Annotated in this window: 15 protein-coding genes and 1 pseudogene; all 16 read left to right on the top strand. The window is 39.7% G+C overall.

Going from position 1 to position 16,909, the window contains the following annotated elements:
- Positions 1-218 precede the first annotated feature (218 nt).
- The 16 genes and pseudogenes from MUN87_RS21500 to MUN87_RS21575 all read left to right on the top strand — a co-directional run bounded on the left by MUN87_RS21500 (position 219) and on the right by MUN87_RS21575 (position 16,154).
- Complete coding sequence (locus MUN87_RS21500) at positions 219-1,184, top strand: AAA family ATPase (protein ID WP_244743890.1); 966 nt, start codon at positions 219-221, stop codon at positions 1,182-1,184.
- The gene (locus MUN87_RS21505; RefSeq protein ID WP_244743891.1) at positions 1,181-2,305 is read left to right on the top strand and encodes a DUF58 domain-containing protein; all 1,125 of its coding nucleotides are present in this window, start codon (positions 1,181-1,183) and stop codon (positions 2,303-2,305) included. Before MUN87_RS21500 ends, MUN87_RS21505 begins: the two co-directional genes overlap by 4 nt.
- Complete coding sequence (locus MUN87_RS21510) at positions 2,295-3,614, top strand: DUF4129 domain-containing protein (protein WP_244743892.1); 1,320 nt, start codon at positions 2,295-2,297, stop codon at positions 3,612-3,614. Before MUN87_RS21505 ends, MUN87_RS21510 begins: the two co-directional genes overlap by 11 nt.
- 260 nt (positions 3,615-3,874) lie before the next feature.
- Positions 3,875-4,051 (top strand): YjfB family protein, encoded by a 177-nt coding sequence (locus tag MUN87_RS21515; protein ID WP_244743893.1) that lies wholly within the window; start codon positions 3,875-3,877, stop codon positions 4,049-4,051.
- Between the two features lie 144 nt (positions 4,052-4,195).
- Positions 4,196-4,558, top strand: coding sequence for a flagellar protein FlaG (flaG, locus tag MUN87_RS21520; RefSeq protein ID WP_244743894.1), 363 nt, complete (start codon positions 4,196-4,198; stop codon positions 4,556-4,558).
- A gap of 25 nt (positions 4,559-4,583) precedes the next feature.
- Positions 4,584-4,982, top strand: a complete 399-nt coding sequence (fliS, locus tag MUN87_RS21525) for a flagellar export chaperone FliS (protein WP_244743895.1) — start codon at positions 4,584-4,586, stop codon at positions 4,980-4,982.
- A 197-nt stretch (positions 4,983-5,179) separates the two neighbouring features.
- On the top strand, positions 5,180-5,737 hold the full coding sequence (hpf, locus tag MUN87_RS21530) for a ribosome hibernation-promoting factor, HPF/YfiA family (RefSeq protein ID WP_244743896.1): 558 nt from the start codon (positions 5,180-5,182) through the stop codon (positions 5,735-5,737).
- A 228-nt stretch (positions 5,738-5,965) separates the two neighbouring features.
- A complete protein-coding gene (locus MUN87_RS21535; protein WP_244743897.1) occupies positions 5,966-6,106 on the top strand; it encodes a hypothetical protein in 141 nt (46 codons plus the stop codon).
- Positions 6,107-6,173: 67 nt separating this feature from the next.
- A complete protein-coding gene (locus MUN87_RS21540) occupies positions 6,174-6,314 on the top strand; it encodes a hypothetical protein (RefSeq protein ID WP_244743898.1) in 141 nt (46 codons plus the stop codon).
- Between the two features lie 473 nt (positions 6,315-6,787).
- Positions 6,788-9,298, top strand: a complete 2,511-nt coding sequence (gene secA / locus MUN87_RS21545) for a preprotein translocase subunit SecA (protein ID WP_244743899.1) — start codon at positions 6,788-6,790, stop codon at positions 9,296-9,298.
- Positions 9,299-9,318: 20 nt separating this feature from the next.
- Positions 9,319-10,420, top strand: a protein-coding gene (gene prfB / locus MUN87_RS21550) for a peptide chain release factor 2 (protein ID WP_244743900.1) whose coding sequence is annotated in 2 segments (ribosomal slippage) — positions 9,319-9,390 and positions 9,392-10,420 — 1,101 coding nt in all. Because the reading frame shifts where the segments join, the coding sequence is not laid out codon by codon here.
- Positions 10,421-10,499: 79 nt separating this feature from the next.
- The gene (locus tag MUN87_RS21555; RefSeq protein WP_244743901.1) at positions 10,500-11,363 is read left to right on the top strand and encodes a YitT family protein; all 864 of its coding nucleotides are present in this window, start codon (positions 10,500-10,502) and stop codon (positions 11,361-11,363) included.
- Between the two features lie 179 nt (positions 11,364-11,542).
- A pseudogene (gene ftsE / locus MUN87_RS21560) lies at positions 11,543-12,228 on the top strand (cell division ATP-binding protein FtsE).
- Positions 12,218-13,111 carry a permease-like cell division protein FtsX gene (ftsX, locus tag MUN87_RS21565; protein WP_244743902.1) on the top strand — a complete coding sequence of 298 codons (894 nt, stop codon included), beginning with the start codon at positions 12,218-12,220 and terminating at the stop codon, positions 13,109-13,111. The pseudogene ftsE and the gene ftsX overlap by 11 nt, the downstream one beginning before the upstream one ends.
- A 36-nt stretch (positions 13,112-13,147) precedes the next feature.
- Positions 13,148-14,533 (top strand): murein hydrolase activator EnvC family protein, encoded by a 1,386-nt coding sequence (locus MUN87_RS21570; RefSeq protein ID WP_244743903.1) that lies wholly within the window; start codon positions 13,148-13,150, stop codon positions 14,531-14,533.
- A 142-nt stretch (positions 14,534-14,675) separates the two neighbouring features.
- Positions 14,676-16,154 (top strand): S41 family peptidase, encoded by a 1,479-nt coding sequence (locus MUN87_RS21575; RefSeq protein WP_305037417.1) that lies wholly within the window; start codon positions 14,676-14,678, stop codon positions 16,152-16,154.
- Positions 16,155-16,909: the final 755 nt, after the last annotated feature.

Consider the following 16,909-nt stretch of genomic DNA (forward strand, 5'->3'; position numbering starts at 1 on the left):
TCATAAAATCTTCTATTGTAGATAGTTTCCCAATCTTACCTAACTTTAGACTACCAAAATTGAGTCAATAACACTAGAAGAAACAAGAAAAAAACTGCAAAAAAAGCAAATGTTTCACTATTCAGACAATTGGGAAGTAATTTTTTGCCTATTCTATAAAGAAATGTTATAAAGTATATATAAGTATGTAAGCGTAAACAACTGAGGAGGAGATTTGTGTGGAATTACTAGAGATAAAAGGAATGACTGAAAAAATAAAGCATAATGTCAAGCAGGTAGTGGTAGGGCAGGAGGAGACTGTTGACTTGTTGTTAGTTGCCTTGCTTTCTTCTGGGCATATTTTGTTAGAGGATGTACCGGGGACGGGAAAAACATTGATGGCAAAATCACTAGCGAAATCGTTGAATGGGGTATTCAAGCGTATTCAATTCACACCAGATTTACTGCCGACTGATATTACTGGTATTCACTTTTACAGTCAGCAAAAAGGTGAATTTGAATTCAGGCCAGGACCGATTTTTTCTAATATTCTGCTTGCCGATGAAATTAATCGGGCTACACCACGTACACAGTCAAGCCTGCTGGAAAGTATGGAAGAAAGACAAGTGACGATAGACGGCGAAACACATCAGCTGGAGCGCCCATTCTTAGTTATTGCCACACAAAACCCGATTGAGAGTCAGGGAACATTCCCGCTGCCAGAGGCCCAATTGGACCGCTTTTTGTTAAAAATACATATGGGTTACCCATCGCGTGACGAAGGCTTGGAAATTCTTACTCGCTTCAAGTCAGAAAATCCGCTGGCAGAACTGCAGGCGATCATCGAGATGGACGAAGTGATAGCCATGCAAAATATTTTTAGCGAAGTCGAAATAAGCCAGGATGTATTGCATTACTTAATCGATGTCGTTGAAAAGACACGGGAACATGATGGTGTTGCGCTTGGCGTTAGTCCGCGTGGAAGTCAGGCCTTGTTGAAAGCGGTTCAGATATATGCTTTATTACAAGGTCGAACATATGTGATACCAGACGATATTAAGAAAATGGCAAAGCCTGTACTGGGGCATCGTATTGTGCTGGCGCAGCGTATCGGTGTGAAACAGGGGCAGTCAGATGCCGTTCTCGAAGAAATCTTACAGCAAGTTCCCGTTCCGACCGAGGCGGAGAAGGAATTCGCGAAATGAATATTGCCTGGCTGATCGTCGTTCTATTAGTAGTTATTTTCTTGCAGGGAACGTTATATCGCAGATGGGGCTTAAAGGGGATCAGCTACCGTCGTAAATTCATCCAGGATGCCGTCTTCGAAGGGGAGACGATTGACATGGTCGATGAAATTGCGAACAAAAAGCTATTGCCAATACCATGGATTCGCCTCGAGTCGAAGATGAGCCCTAACTTGCTTACACAAACAGAACAGAACAGAAACCAACAGGAAGGGGAGATGTTTCACCGTACCTTGTTCAGTTTGTTACCATATCAGAAGATTACGAGAAAGCATCGATTGACCGCGATGAAACGTGGCTATTACCCATTGCAGACTGTTTCTGTAACGACTGGTGATGCAGTTGGATTTGGAGAGGTATTTGACAGTTTTAATGCACATACAGCAGTAACCGTCTATCCGCAAATCGTAGCAATTGATGACATTCCGTTACCATCGCACAGCTGGCTTGGGGACATTACCGTTAAACGCTGGATTGTCGAGGATCCTTTTTTGCAAGCGGGTATACGTGAATATCAGCAAGGAGATCCACTGAATTCAATTAATTGGAAGGCGACAGCGAGAAGTCAGCAGCTGCAAATCAATAAGAAGGATTTTACAGCAGACCATCATTTATTGATTTATGTTAATTTTGATATACATGAAGATATCCGTATGCCGATCGAACAGCCGGATATTATTGAAAAAGGATTGTCCTACGCTGCTTCATTAGCCAGCTATGCGATAGAACAGGGCATTTCGACTGGTTTTGGCTGTAACGGTTATTATGTAGAACCTTTCGTCAATTCTACGGAACGGATTAAGCCGTCTGTCCGGATTGAACCTTCCAGCAGCGGGCAACAAACAGGCTATATTATGGATGCGATTGCTAAGTTGAAAATGGACAGAAGCCGTAATTTCCGCGGTTTTTTACAGGAAGATATTGATCACGGTGTGACGCAATCAGATATTATTATCTTTACCTACGCGGTCACAGAAAAAATGGAATACCAAATTGCGCAGCTGGAAAGCCTCGGCAATGCGGTAGAAGTTGTCCCTTTAGGTCATGCAGGAGCAGAGAGGAGGGACGCGTATGCTGGATAAGACAAAGCGATTTCCGTCTGTTTTCTTTCACGGCTTAATCGAATGGATCGGCTTTTTTCCGGTATTTCTTATCGTAGGAGTCTGGCTTTTTGACAGTCCTTATCTCTATTATTGGGTGACAAGTTTATTGTTATTGTTTAGTTTAGCATACTTGTTCAGGTGTTTTATGTCGAACCGCTGGCTGACGATCGGTTTAAGTGTGCTTTTGACAGCAGGGGTAACGTACGTAATAGCTCCGACCATTTGGGCTTTGATAGTCGGACTTCTACTCGGTTGTTTCGTTTCCTTTCGAGGTGTTCAGCATGCGGAAAATGATTGGGAGGATCTCTTTCCGAGTCGACTGCTGTGGAGCATCTGCCTGCCACTTTATTTTGTTGCCTATCTGTATTTTCGATATAACGATTCTGTAGCAGGTTTCGATTGGATGGTCAGTTTATTTGGCTTTGTTTTAATTGTCCTCATGCTCTTTTTAACGAATAGAGAGCACATCGAGAGAGAATCATTGGAGAAGGGGAAAAAGAAAAAGGTTGCGGCAGACATTTCCAGGCTGAACAAAGGTTATTTAATTGTTACGCTCATCGTTGTTTTTCTGATTACGAACTTTGGCATGATACAGTCTGCTCTTTACAATGGGTTTCGTTCTTTGATTCAATCCATTATTTGGCTGGTTTCCCTAGGCAATAATGAAGAAGAGGTCAAACAAGAACAGCCACCGGCAGACATGACGCCATCGTTACCAGGGGCGGAGCAGCAGGAAACCTCTGCATTTGCTGAATGGATGGATCGCATGATGCACCTCATCAGCTATGCGCTAATGGCAATATTAGTTATTTTGTTTATTGCCTTATTGTTTAACAAAACAAGAAGATTGCTCATCAAAGCGGTCGTGCAATTGTGGAAGCTAATGCAGCAAATGTTCAGCAGAAGACAGTTTCAGGAAACATCAACAGACTTCGATGATGAGAAAGAAAATCTGTTTGATTGGCAGCAGTGGCGTAAGCAAAGTCAGCAAAAAATAAGTGAGACATGGAAAACCATTACCAGCCGCAAGCCTAAGTTTGAAAATATGACAAATGAACAGAAAGTCCGCTTTTTATATAAAAAAGTGGCTGCCAATATACGAAGCCAGGATAAGTGGCACGCTGCTCTGACAGCACATGAGGTGATTGCGTTAAATGAGCAGCAGCAAACCCTTGCTTCATTAGAATCCTGGTATGATGATATTCGCTATGGCAATTTTTCATTGAATGAACAGCATGAACGTCAGCTTTGGCAAATGTGGGAAGAAATTCAGCAGAATGGGATGTAACCGGAAGGTGCATTCCATTTTTTATGGCAGGATAGCATTATAACAAGAAGAAGCTCGACGTAGTGTAAGATAAAAACGACGTTACCTGCTAAAAGGAATAATGACATAACATACAAACTCCTATTAAATAATGTGGTGATTGGTCCGATATTAAATAATAGAGCTGGTATAACATGTCCAGCAGGTCAGTGATTTGAATAGTAATAAGCATTTCATTGGCTCGTATTCTAATAGGCAACCTGTTGAAAGGGGGCTCTAATATGGATGTAGCAGCAATGTCGATTGCAATGAATCAAGCGAATGTTAAGCAACAAGCGAGTATTTCCTTGATGGGAAAAGCTATGGATCAAGCTGAAACACAATCGAATAGTATGATCAAGATGCTCGAAAGTTCTATGCAGCCGCATCTTGGTAAAAACATCGACATTAAAGGCTGATGTTTTAAGGATCTGGATTAAATGCCAGATCCTTTTCTATTATTTAAGAAAGAATATATGCGAAGTAAAACCAATAATCCTCTAAACATTTTGTCCTGACAACCGATATTATTCATAACAACTTAATAAGGAGATGAACCATTCATGGAAATTGGTAAATTGATGACAGGATCTCCACTTGTGCAGACAGAAAGCATACATGAGCCATCCACATCCGCAAGAGAGCGATCCAATAACCATGAACAAGCAGCAATCCAACCAACTACTGAAGTAACTGAAACGAATCCAGAACAACTGAAAAGCATGGTTGATGGATTGAATTCATTCTTGGAACCATCCAATACTAGTATCAAATATGAATTACATGACAAGCTGGACAGATATTATGTGACAATCGTGGACCGCGAAACGAAAGAAGTGGTCAAAGAAATCCCGCCTAAGAAATTGTTAGATGTGTATGCATCGATGGCAGAATTGATGGGGTTTATCGTCGACGAAAAAATTTAGTAACAAGGATAGAGGAGCGTTATACATGGCTTATCAGCAATATCAGGCATATCAGAATAACTCGGTAAATACAGCGACCCCTGGAGAACTGACCTTAATGTTATATAACGGCTGTTTAAAATTTATCAAACAGGCCAAAAAAGCAATGGAAGCTGAACAATATGAAACAAAAAATGAAATGGTGAAAAAAGCGCAAAGTATCATTCGTGAGCTGATGGTTACTTTAGACCAGGAATCACCTATTTCGAAGCAGATGTTACCTTTATACGACTTTGCTTATCATGCGCTGACACAAGCAAATGTAAAAAATGATTTGGAGCAGCTTGATCAGGCACGTGATATTATCGAAGATTTTCGTGACACCTGGAAAGAGGTCATTAAGCAGGAACGCATTCGTCAGCATGGTCAAAGTATTAATGCCTAGTACTACACATAACGGTAGATTTTTAGATTCGAGAAAATAACCACATCCCTCACTGTGGTTATTTTTTTGTGTAAAGTAAAAATATTGTAAAAAAATTTTGAATTTTGTTAACATATCATTCGTTTAAAATTAATATAGTGTGGTATTATGTATATATAGCTTATATAGCTTTATAGTTTGAAAGGAGGACACTTTTTATGAAATACAACATCCGTGGTGAAAATGTAGAAGTGACGAGTGCAATCAAGGAATATGTCGAACGAAAAATCGGCAAATTGGAAAGATATTTTGATACTCCGCCCACTTCTGATGTGAATGTAAATATAAGTGTCTATAATGACGAGCAGCAAATTGAAGTAACGATTCCAATGACAAATCTGTTACTGCGAGCAGAAGAACATCATCTAGATTTATATGCTGCAATCGATCTTGTAGTTGACAAACTAGAAAGGCAAATACGTAAGCATAAAACAAAAGTGAACCGCAAATTCCGACAACAAGGTGCTCCTAAGCACGTATTCGCGGAATTAGAAAAAGAAGCAATTGAAGCAAAAGAAGAACATTATGATGACGATGAAATTGAAATTGTCAGAACAAAACAGTTTGATTTGAAACCGATGGATTCCGAAGAAGCAGTGCTCCAAATGGATATGTTAGGACATGCATTCTTCGTATTCGAAGACGCCATTACAGGAACAACTAATGTTGTGTATAGACGTCGTGATGGCAAATACGGCCTGATCGAACCAAGTTAATTATACTTACCAAAAGTGGTCCAATTAATTGGGCCACTTTTTTGTGTTCAAATGCAAGAAATGGAGAAATTTAGGGGGGAGAGTGATACACGAGGTCTCCAACGCTTGAAGAGCAGTGGACTTCATGTGTTGGGCGGCGCAAGAGAACGTCGAACGCATGAAGATGAGGAAACTTCATGCGAAAGGAGCAGCAAGAGAACGCCCAACACATGAAGATGAGGAAACTTCATGCAAAAGGAGCAGCAAGAGAACGTCCAACGCATGAAGATGAGGAAACTTCATGCGAAAGGAGCAGCAAGAGAACGTCCAACGCATGAAGATGAGGAAACTTCATGCGAAAGAAGTAGCAAGAGAACGTCCAACGCATGAAGATGGGGAAACTTCATGCGAAAGGAGCAGCAAGGGAACGCCCAACGCATGAAGATGAGGAAACTTCATGTGGAAGGAGCAGCAAGAGAACGTCCAACGCATGAAGATGAGGAAACTTCATGCGAAAGGAGCAGTAAGAGAACGTCCAACGCATGAAGATGAAGAAACTTCAGGCGAAAAGGGTAGCATGAGATCATCCAACGCATGAAGAAGAGCAATCTTCATGCGAACCTGATAAAACCAAACATCTTCCGTCAGTACATAGGAAAAACCTGAAGCTAATAAGCCCTCAGGCCTTCCTTTTTAACGTACATCCCTTTTCAACAAAATCGCTAATTTCATAATTTGCTAAAGCAAACACCCGCCAAAAAGCGATTCATCACTTAAAGAAATCGCTTTTTATTACTTTCATAGCATATGAAAACCACTAAAGACCTGTTTTACCATTCTTCCACCGCTGTGATATAACTAAAGCAGCTCCTTTTTAAAGAGTGATTTTGTCACTCTCTCTTCCTTTCTTCTGAGAAGCAGTTTCCCTCCATTCTACTGCTTCTCACTTTTTTCTTATACCCGGTTGTTACGCGGATTGTTGTCAATTTCAACAAGCAAGTGTTATGATAGGAAATGGAAATATTTTTTTAGTTACAGTGGTTTGAGTATGGATAAAGAGGAGCGTCTATAATGCGTGGATTAATTAAGAAAGTATTTGGTGATGGTAACCAGCGTCAGCTAAAAGGATTAGTTAAAATTGCGGAAGAAATAGAAGCGTTGGAGCCATCGATACAACAATTATCTGATAATGAATTAAAAAATAAAACGCAAAGCTTCAAAGAAAGATACCAAAATGGCGAAACCCTTGATGATTTAATCGTAGAAGCATATGCTGTTGTTCGTGAAGGAGCAAAGCGTGTGTTAGGTATGCGTCCCTTTAATGTGCAATTGCTAGGAGCAATCGCCATGCACAAAGGGAACATCTCCGAAATGAAAACAGGTGAAGGTAAAACCTTGGCATCGACAATGCCAGCATACTTAAATGCTCTAACTGGTAAAGGTGTCCATATTATTACGGTCAACGATTACTTGGCAGATCGTGATGCGCGCGATATGGGTGAATTGTATCAGTTTTTAGGTTTAACCGTTGGATTGAATCAAAATGGTATGCCAAAAGAAGAGAAGCGTCAGGCATATGAAGCAGACATCACTTATGGTACAAATAATGAATTCGGTTTTGATTATTTACGTGACAACATGGTGCTTTACAAAGAGCAAATGGTACAACGCCCCTTGCACTTTGCCATCATTGATGAGGTTGACTCGATATTAATTGATGAGGCGCGTACACCATTAATTATTTCTGGTACTGCTCAGAAGTCAGCAAGCTTATACCAGCAAGCAAACTCTTTTGTTAGAACACTGCAAAATGAAGCAGATTATACGTATGATGAAAAATCAAAAGGCGTACAACTAACAGAAGAAGGGATGAATAAAGCAGAGCGCTTCTTTAATGTAGAGAACTTGTTCGACTTAAATAATGTAACCTTAACGCACCATATTAACCAGGCATTAAAAGCTCATGTAGCTATGCACCGAGATACGGATTATGTAGTGGAAGAGGATCAAGTCGTTATTGTCGACCAATTTACCGGCCGTCTAATGAAGGGACGCCGTTATAGCGACGGACTTCATCAGGCAATTGAGGCGAAAGAAGGTCTGCAAATTCAGAATGAAAGTATGACACTTGCGTCCATTACTTTCCAAAACTACTTCCGTATGTATCAAAAACTTGCCGGTATGACTGGTACTGCGAAAACAGAGGAAGAAGAATTTCGAAATATTTATGCGATGGATGTTATCGCAATTCCAACTAATAAACCGATTGTTCGTGATGATAAGGCGGATTTAATTTATAAAACGATGGATGGTAAGTTCCGTGCAGTTGTGGAAGAAATTAAAGAACGCTATGAATTGGGACAACCTGTATTGGTAGGGACCGTAGCAGTTGAAACATCAGAGTTAATCTCGAAATTATTGAAAAAATCAGGCGTTAAGCATAACGTATTAAACGCGAAAAACCACTTCCGTGAGGCCGAAATTATTGAAAATGCGGGTCAAAAGCAAGCCGTTACCATTGCGACCAATATGGCCGGTCGTGGTACGGATATTAAATTAGGCGACGGTGTAAAGGAATTAGGCGGTCTTGCTGTTATTGGTACAGAACGTCATGAGTCCCGCCGGATTGATAACCAGTTGCGTGGGCGTTCTGGTCGTCAAGGAGATCCAGGTGTTACGCAGTTTTATTTGTCGATGGAAGATGAACTGATGCGCCGTTTCGGATCAGATAATATGAGAAGTATGATGGAACGTCTTGGTATGGATGATACGCAGCCAATTGAAAGTAAGATGGTTTCCAGAGCAGTAGAATCTGCACAGAAACGGGTAGAAGGTAATAACTTTGATGCTCGTAAAACGATTCTTTCTTATGATGATGTATTACGTCAACAGCGTGAAATCATCTACAAACAACGTTTTGATGTTATTGATTCTGAAAACCTTCGTGAAATTATCGAACAGATGATTCAGACTACGGTTGAAGGTGCAGTCGATACTTATATGGCTGATGAAGTACCAGAGAATTGGAACCTGACAGGATTAACGGAGTACATTCATGGTACATTATTAGAATCTGATTGGATTAGTGAAAAGGATCTCAAAGACAAAGAAAAAGAAGAAGTCATTGATCTGATCATGGCAAAAGTAAAAGAAAAATATGATCGGAAAGAAGAAGAGTTCACACCAGAAAAAATGCGTGAATTCGAGAAAGTTATTCTACTTCGTACGGTAGATACAAAATGGATGGATCATATCGACCAGATGGATCAGCTTCGTCAGGGTATTCATTTGCGTGCTTACGGTCAAAACGATCCGTTGCGTGAATACCAGATGGAAGGTTTCGCTATGTTTGAACAGATGATCTCTGCTATCAATGAAGAAGTAGCTAAATATGTAATGAAAGCTCAAATGCAAGAGAATATTAAACGTGAAGCCGTAGTGAAGAACACACAAGCAGTTTCTGGCGATGATCAAGAGAAGAAAAAAGTGAAGAGACCATATGTGAAAACAGAGACAGTCGGACGTAACGATCCTTGTCCATGTGGTAGCGGTAAGAAATACAAACAGTGTCATGGCAGTTAAGTTTAAATGAGGTGTAATCAATGGAATTAGTAGAGATTAAGCAAGAATTAGAAAAAATGGCTAACAGGTTAGCGGACTTCAGGGGGTCTCTTTGACTTAGAGTCAAAGAGAGCCCGAATTGCTGAATTAGAAGAGGTCATGGCAGAACCAGGTTTCTGGGATGATCAGCAAAATGCCCAAAAAGTAATCGCAGAGGTCAATGGTGAGAAGGAACTCGTACAAGCCTTCGATAAAAACCAGGAAGCCTTGGAGAATGCAGACGTATCCTATGAATTAGTAAAAGAAGAAGAGGATGAAGAGCTTCGTGAAGATTTGGAATCAGAAGTGGAAGCTCTATCTGAATCATTAAATCAATTTGAGTTATTTATTTTACTGAGTGAACCTTATGATAAAAATAATGCAATTCTCGAACTCCATCCAGGTGCTGGTGGTACCGAATCACAAGACTGGGCGAGTATGCTTTTACGAATGTACACACGATGGGCTGATTCAAAAGGGTTCAAAGTAGATACATTGGATTATCTGCCTGGCGATGAAGCTGGAGTGAAAAGTGTGACATTGTTAATTAAAGGTCACAATGCTTACGGATACTTAAAAGCTGAAAAAGGTGTTCATCGACTAGTCCGTATTTCACCTTTTGATTCTTCGGGACGTCGTCATACTTCCTTTGTTTCTTGTGATGTTACACCTGAAGTGGATGACGACATTGATATTGAAATCAATACGGAAGATTTGAAGATAGATACGTATCGTTCCAGTGGTGCAGGTGGACAGCACGTCAATACGACTGATTCAGCAGTGCGGATCACACACCAGCCAACGAATACGGTTGTTACGTGTCAATCAGAACGATCCCAAATAAAAAATAGAGAACAAGCCATGAAAATGTTGAAAGCTAAGTTATATCAGTTAGAAATTGAGAAACAGCAACAGGAAATGGCAGAGATTCGTGGAGAGCAAAAAGAAATAGGATGGGGCAGTCAAATACGTTCCTATGTATTTCACCCTTATTCCATGGTGAAAGATCATCGTACAGACCACGAAACAGGAAATACACAAGCAGTGATGGATGGAGAATTAGATAATTTCATTGATGCTTATTTACGTTCTGTAATGAATTAACGACGAGCAAAAGGGGAAATGCTCTCCTTTTGCTCGTTTTTCATGTGTAGAGAAATAATACAAAAAAAGGAGTAGAACTATGATTGCAAAATATAAACGTACACCAATGCCGAATTGGTTACGTCAAACATTAGATTATCTTTATGTATTAATTGGCGCTTTTCTTGTTGCCTTTGCCTTTAACTTATTTTTATTACCGAACAACATCGCATCCGGTGGCGTTGCAGGTGTCAGTACGATTACGAAATCTCTCTTTGATTGGGAACCATCTATTGTGCAATGGGCATTAAATATTCCGTTATTTATAGCAGGTGTTGTAATACTCGGTAAAAATTTTGGTGCAAAATCTTTGGTAGGAACAATTATCTTACCTTTCTATGTCTATTTGACAAAAGATATGGAACCTGCTACATTTGATCCGCTATTAGGAGCAATTTTTGGCGGTATGATTGTAGGTCTTGGTATCGGGATCGTATTTCGTGGGAAAGCATCAACAGGTGGTATGGATTTGGCCGCCCAGCTGTTACATAAATACACAGCAATGCCGCTTGGGGTATGTCTGATATTTTTTGATGGCATGATTGTACTTACTGCCTCCTTTGTTTTTTCCTTAGAAGAAGGGCTATATGCGATAATCGGATTGTTTATCACGAGCCGTACTATCGACTTCGTGCAAGTAGGGCTAAATACCTCAAAGAACGTGATGATCATTACGAATCAATTTGAAGAAGTTCGTCGGATTTTGTTGAATGATATTGATCGGGGTGTTACTATTTTTAATGGTTCTGGTGGCTTCACGGATGAGGATCGAAAAGTTATCATGTGTGTAGTCCAGCAAAACGAGTTTAGTAAAGCAACCCAGGCAGTGAAATCAATTGATCCGAATGCTTTTGTGATTGCGATGAATGCTACCGAGGTATTAGGTGAAGGGTTCAAAAAATAATGACAAAATATTTCAATATTCATGATTATTTAATGTTTTGAAAAGAAATTGTAATAAAAAAATCGGTAAAAAATATCGAAAATGATGTTATAATGTAAGATGTATGGAATTCTGAGTCGAATTTTGGTTCTGTTTTTCTGAAGATTTGTCTTACAAAAAATAAAAAAGGTGATTACTTTATGATAAAGATGAAAGAAGTATATATGACTTATCCGAATGGTGTTGTCGCACTTAATGGTATAGATGTAAAAGTCGATCAAGGCGAGTTTGTTTACATAGTTGGACCAAGTGGTGCGGGTAAATCCACTTTCACCAAATTGTTAATACGAGAAGAAGTGCCGACAAACGGTGCTGTGACAGTTAATGATAAGAATATTGCCGAATTAAAATGGAAAGAAGTACCTTATTTCCGTCGAAATATCGGGGTAGTGTATCAGGATTTCCGTTTACTTCCCAAATTAACCATTTATGAGAATATCGCGTTTGCAATGGAAGTAATCGAAGAAACACCAAAGAACATCCGGAAACGTGTTATGGCTGTGCTGGAACAGGTAGGTTTGAAAAATAAAGCACGCTTTATACCAGATGAGTTATCCGGTGGGAGCAGCAGCGAGTTGCCATTGCAAGAGCGATTGTCAACAGACCATCCATTTTAATTGCTGACGAACCAACAGGGAATTTAGATCCTGAAACATCCTGGGAAATTATGCAAATACTTGAGGAAATTAATGCAAGTGGCACAACGATTTTAATGGCTACACACAGCAAAGAAATTGTAAATACCATCAAAAAACGTGTTATCGCAGTTGAAGATGGTACGATAGTACGCGATGAGCATCGAGGAGAGTATGGCTATGAAATTTAATACGTTGAAACGACATTTCAAGGAAGGTGCAAAGAATACATGGCGTAATGGCTGGATGACGATTGCTTCCGTCGGTGCAGTTACCACGACTTTAATTTTAGTTGGTGTATTCCTTGTTCTAATGTTGAATTTGAATCACATTGCTGGCGAACTGGAAGAAGATGTACAAATAAAGGCATTAGTTGAATTGACTGAGGAAGAAACGACAGTTGAAGCCATGAATGAGGATATTTCCAATATTAGTGGTGTAGAAAGTGTTGAGTATGTAACGAAGGAAGAAGAACTGCAGAACCTGATAGACAGCATGGGTGAACAAGGACAAGCCTGGAGCTTATATGAACAGGATAACCCACTCAATGACGCATTTGTTGTAAAAGCAACAAACCCACAGGATACGGAGAATGTTGCGAATGAAATAGAAAAATTTGACTATATTTACCGAGTCAATTTCGGGCAAGATTATGTTGATAGTTTATTTACATTTAATAAGTATGCTAGAAACATAGGATTAGGCTTAATTGTGGCACTCGTGTTCACCGCAATTTTCTTAATTTCCAATACGATTAAGATCACGATAATGGCGCGCAGACGCGAGATTGAAATCATGAAATTAGTAGGTGCAACAAACAATTTCATCCGTTGGCCATTCTTTGTGGAAGGGCTGATGCTTGGTGTATTTGGAAGCTTGATACCTATTGCCGTTATCATGGTCGGTTACTATTTCCTAACCCAGAATCTCGTTGTCTTTGAACAATTTGATTTTGTCAAAATATTACCGTTCTTCCCATTTGCTTTACAAGTTGCTGCTATCATTATTGGTATCGGCGCAACCATCGGCGTATGGGGAAGCTTAATGAGTGTTCGTAAATTCTTGAAAGTTTAATAGTCTAAGAGATAAGTTCTAGAGAGGGGATACGAGATGAAAAAAATTAATCTGCTACTTATTTTCTTATTGATTGCTTCATTGATACCAGCAAACACCATCTTTGCTGAAACAGCTGACGAATTAGATGATAAAATTAATGATTTAGAAGATCAGGAAAGTAATTTAGAAGAGAAATCAAACGGGGTAGAGAACAAAGTAAGTGAAACAGAAGAAAAAATTGCCGAAAACAAAGACCAGCAAGATGAAACACAAAGTGAAATTAACAGTCTGAACAGTGACTTGGAAGATACACAGGCGAAGCTTGCTGCCAAACAAGAGGAAATTGCTCAAACAAACAATGAAATTCAAACAACCGAAGCAGAAATTCAAAAAACAGAAGAAGAAATTACCTCTCTTAAAGAAGAGATTGAAGCATTAAAAAACGAGATTAAAGAGCTGGAAGAAAAGATTGCATCCAGAGAAAAACTATTAAAGAACAGATTACGCTCCATCCAGCAAAATGGCGGAAGTGTCAGCTATTTAGAAGTTATCCTGGGTGCACAAAGCTTTGGTGATTTTATTAACCGTGCTACTGCTGTTAACAAAATCATGGATTCCGATAAAAATATCATGGAAGAACAGGAAGCAGATAAGAAAAAGTTACAAGAAAACAAAGCAACAGTTGAGAAAAACAAAAAAGAAGTGGAAGACAAACAAGTTGCGTTAGAAGACAGCAAGGCACAACTTGAAAACACGAAGTCGAATTTAGTAGCACAGCAAGAAGAGTTAAATGAAATCGAATCGACATTGAATAATCAAAAAGATAATAAAGAGACATTAATGGCAGACTTGGAATCAGAAGAACAAGAACTGCATGATCATAAAATGAGTTTAGCTGAGCAGCAAGAAACACTTAATAATCAAGCTGCTGTTATTGCACAAGCGAAAAAAGAAGCAAAAGAAAAACTAGACCAATTATCAAAAGAAGAGGATAATAGTTCATCTAATGGTGGAGGCAGCAGCGGAGGATCTTTATCATCTGGAGGAAACGGCAGTTTAGTCTGGCCAGCACAAGGGAGACAATCTTCAGACTATGGCTATCGTGACTTTGATGGTGGTGGATTCCATTACGGTATAGATATCGCAAACAGTGTAGGAACGACTATTAGAGCAGCTGCCGATGGTAAGGTAACAAGGGCGAATTATTCCTCTAGTTACGGAAATGTAGTATACATATATCATCCAAGCCTAGATTTAACGACTGTGTATGCACACTTAAATAGTTCCAATGTTTCATTAAAACAAAATGTAACGCAAGGTCAAACAATCGGTGGTATGGGTGATACCGGACATTCCTTTGGCAGTCACTTACACTTTGAAGTACACAAACGTGGATGGAGTTATCACGGAGCAATCGACCCGATGCCATACTTGCCTTAAATAGCGAAATAAAAAAAGACATCACAAAATACTTGTGATGTCTTTTTTAAACCATCATAATATAGTAGTAGAACATTAAAATGAGACATAGGTATGTAGTAGTGGAAAAAAGAGAGTCTTGGAAAGGCAATGGGGTGGGTATATGAAAATAAGCAAAAGAATTTTAGTGTTAATTTTAATTGTAGCAATTGCTTTAGGCGCTGCTGGTACATATGCTGGACTAGCGTTCTTTGCAAGTGGGTCAAGTTCTGAAAGCGGGATGAGCAGTAATGATCAAAATTTATTATCCCAGCTTTCTGATCAGCAGCAAAGCCTAGAAGAGAACATGGGCAAAATGTCCAAAGTCGTAGATGCTTTTTCCATCATTCAAGAAAATTATGTGGAAGAAGTAGATGATCAGCAACTGGTGGAAGGTGCCATCAATGGTATGCTGGAATCACTCGAGGATCCATACAGTGTATACATGGATCAGGAAACAATGGAACAATTTAATGAACAAATAGAAGCATCATTTGAAGGGATCGGTGCCGAAGTTTCGATGGTAGACGGTAATGTAACCATCGTAGCTCCGATTAAAGATTCGCCAGCGGAAAAGGCTGGATTAAAACCTAATGATCAAATTTTATCTGTCGATGGCGAGAGTGTGGAAGGCCTTGATCTCTATGAAGCAGTTAACAAAATCAGAGGAGAAAAAGGTTCCGAAGTCGTTCTTGAAGTCAGCAGACCTGGAGTAGATGATCCATTAGAGATTGAAATTACAAGAGATGCGATTCCGCTAGAAACCGTTTATTCGGAAACGAAAGAAGTAAATGGAAAAACAATCGGTGTGATAGAATTAACTTCTTTTTCAGAAAACACGGCATCTGATTTTGAAAAAGCACTGTCGAATTTAGAAGATAAAGGGATGGATGGACTTGTAATTGATGTCCGAGGAAATCCTGGTGGGTTATTACCGGCTGTGGAAGAGATTTTGAAAAACTTTATCCCGAGCGATAAACCATATCTTCAAATCGAAGATCCTTCCGGTAAAAAGACAAGGTATTTTTCTGAATTGGAATCTGGCAAAGACTATCCAATTGTTTCGATAATTGATGGCGGAAGTGCCTCTGCCTCAGAAATTCTGGTTGGTGCACTTAACGAAGCAATGGATTATGACATAGTGGGTGAAAAGTCATTTGGTAAAGGTACCGTGCAACAAACCGTTTCAATGGGAGATGGCAGTACCATTAAAATTACCCGTTTCAAATGGCTAACGCCTGATGGAAATTGGATTCACGAAAAAGGTATTAAACCAACGGTAGAACAAAAAATGCCTGATTATTATTACACTAATCCGGTACAGATTGAAGAGCCCTTAAGCTACAATCAAAGTGATGATCAAATCGAAAATGTTCAAATTATGCTGCAAGGCTTAGGTTACAAGCCTGAAAGAACTGACGGATACTTCAACGAAGCAACCAAATCGGCAGTAGAAGCATTCCAAAGCGACCAGGATATAGAAGTGACTGGTGAAGTCAATCAGAAAACCGCTGAAGTCTTACAAACATCCATCGTCGAAAAAATTCGCGATGGCCAAGACGACAAGCAACTAGAAAAAGCCCTGGAGATCGTAAGCCAATAATAATCAAAAGCCCACATTTACTGTAAATGTGGGCTTTTGCATGGAGTTCTCAAATAAAATTCCTGTAACGGATCATGGTAAGTGGAACGGTGTGTCAGTGTTGTAATTTTGACATGTTTTATAACAGGTCATCCCCATTCTAATTGCTAGCTATTACACAAGAAAGTTCATTAAGCTTTGTAGCTCAGAAGGAAAGGAGACAAAAGTGGGAAGCATTGCAAGGAGATTTGTAGCGTTTAGAAGGAAAGGAGCCAAAAGTAAGTAGCCGAGCATCAAGATTTGTAGCGTTTAGAAGGAAAGGGACCAAAAGTGAAGAGCAGTCCCCAGAGATTTGTATCGTTTAGCGAGAAAAGGACCAAAAGTGAAGAGCAGTCCCCAGAGATTTGTATCGTTTAGCGAGAAAGGAACCAAAAGTGAAGAGCAGTCCCCAGAGATTTGTATCGTTTAGCGAGAAAGGAACCAAAAGTGAAGAGCAGTCCCCAGAGATTTGTATCGTTTAGCGAGAAAGGAACCAAAAGTGAAGAGCAGTCCCCAGAGATTTGTATCGTTTAGCGAGAAAGGGACCAAAAGTGAAGAGCAGTCCCCAGAGATTTGTATCGTTTAACGAGAAAGGAGCCAAAAATGGTGGGCAGTCATCGGAGGTTTCTATGGTTTCAGAGGAAAGGGGACCCAAATGCCGGCTATTATCTTCTTGTAAAGTCTGTATCATAGACTCCTGCAGACGTGTAGTGGTTGGCAGGAGGGTTATTACAACC

This window comes from Gracilibacillus salinarum (assembly GCF_022919575.1).
GTDB classification, from domain to species: domain Bacteria; phylum Bacillota; class Bacilli; order Bacillales; family Amphibacillaceae; genus Gracilibacillus; species Gracilibacillus salinarum.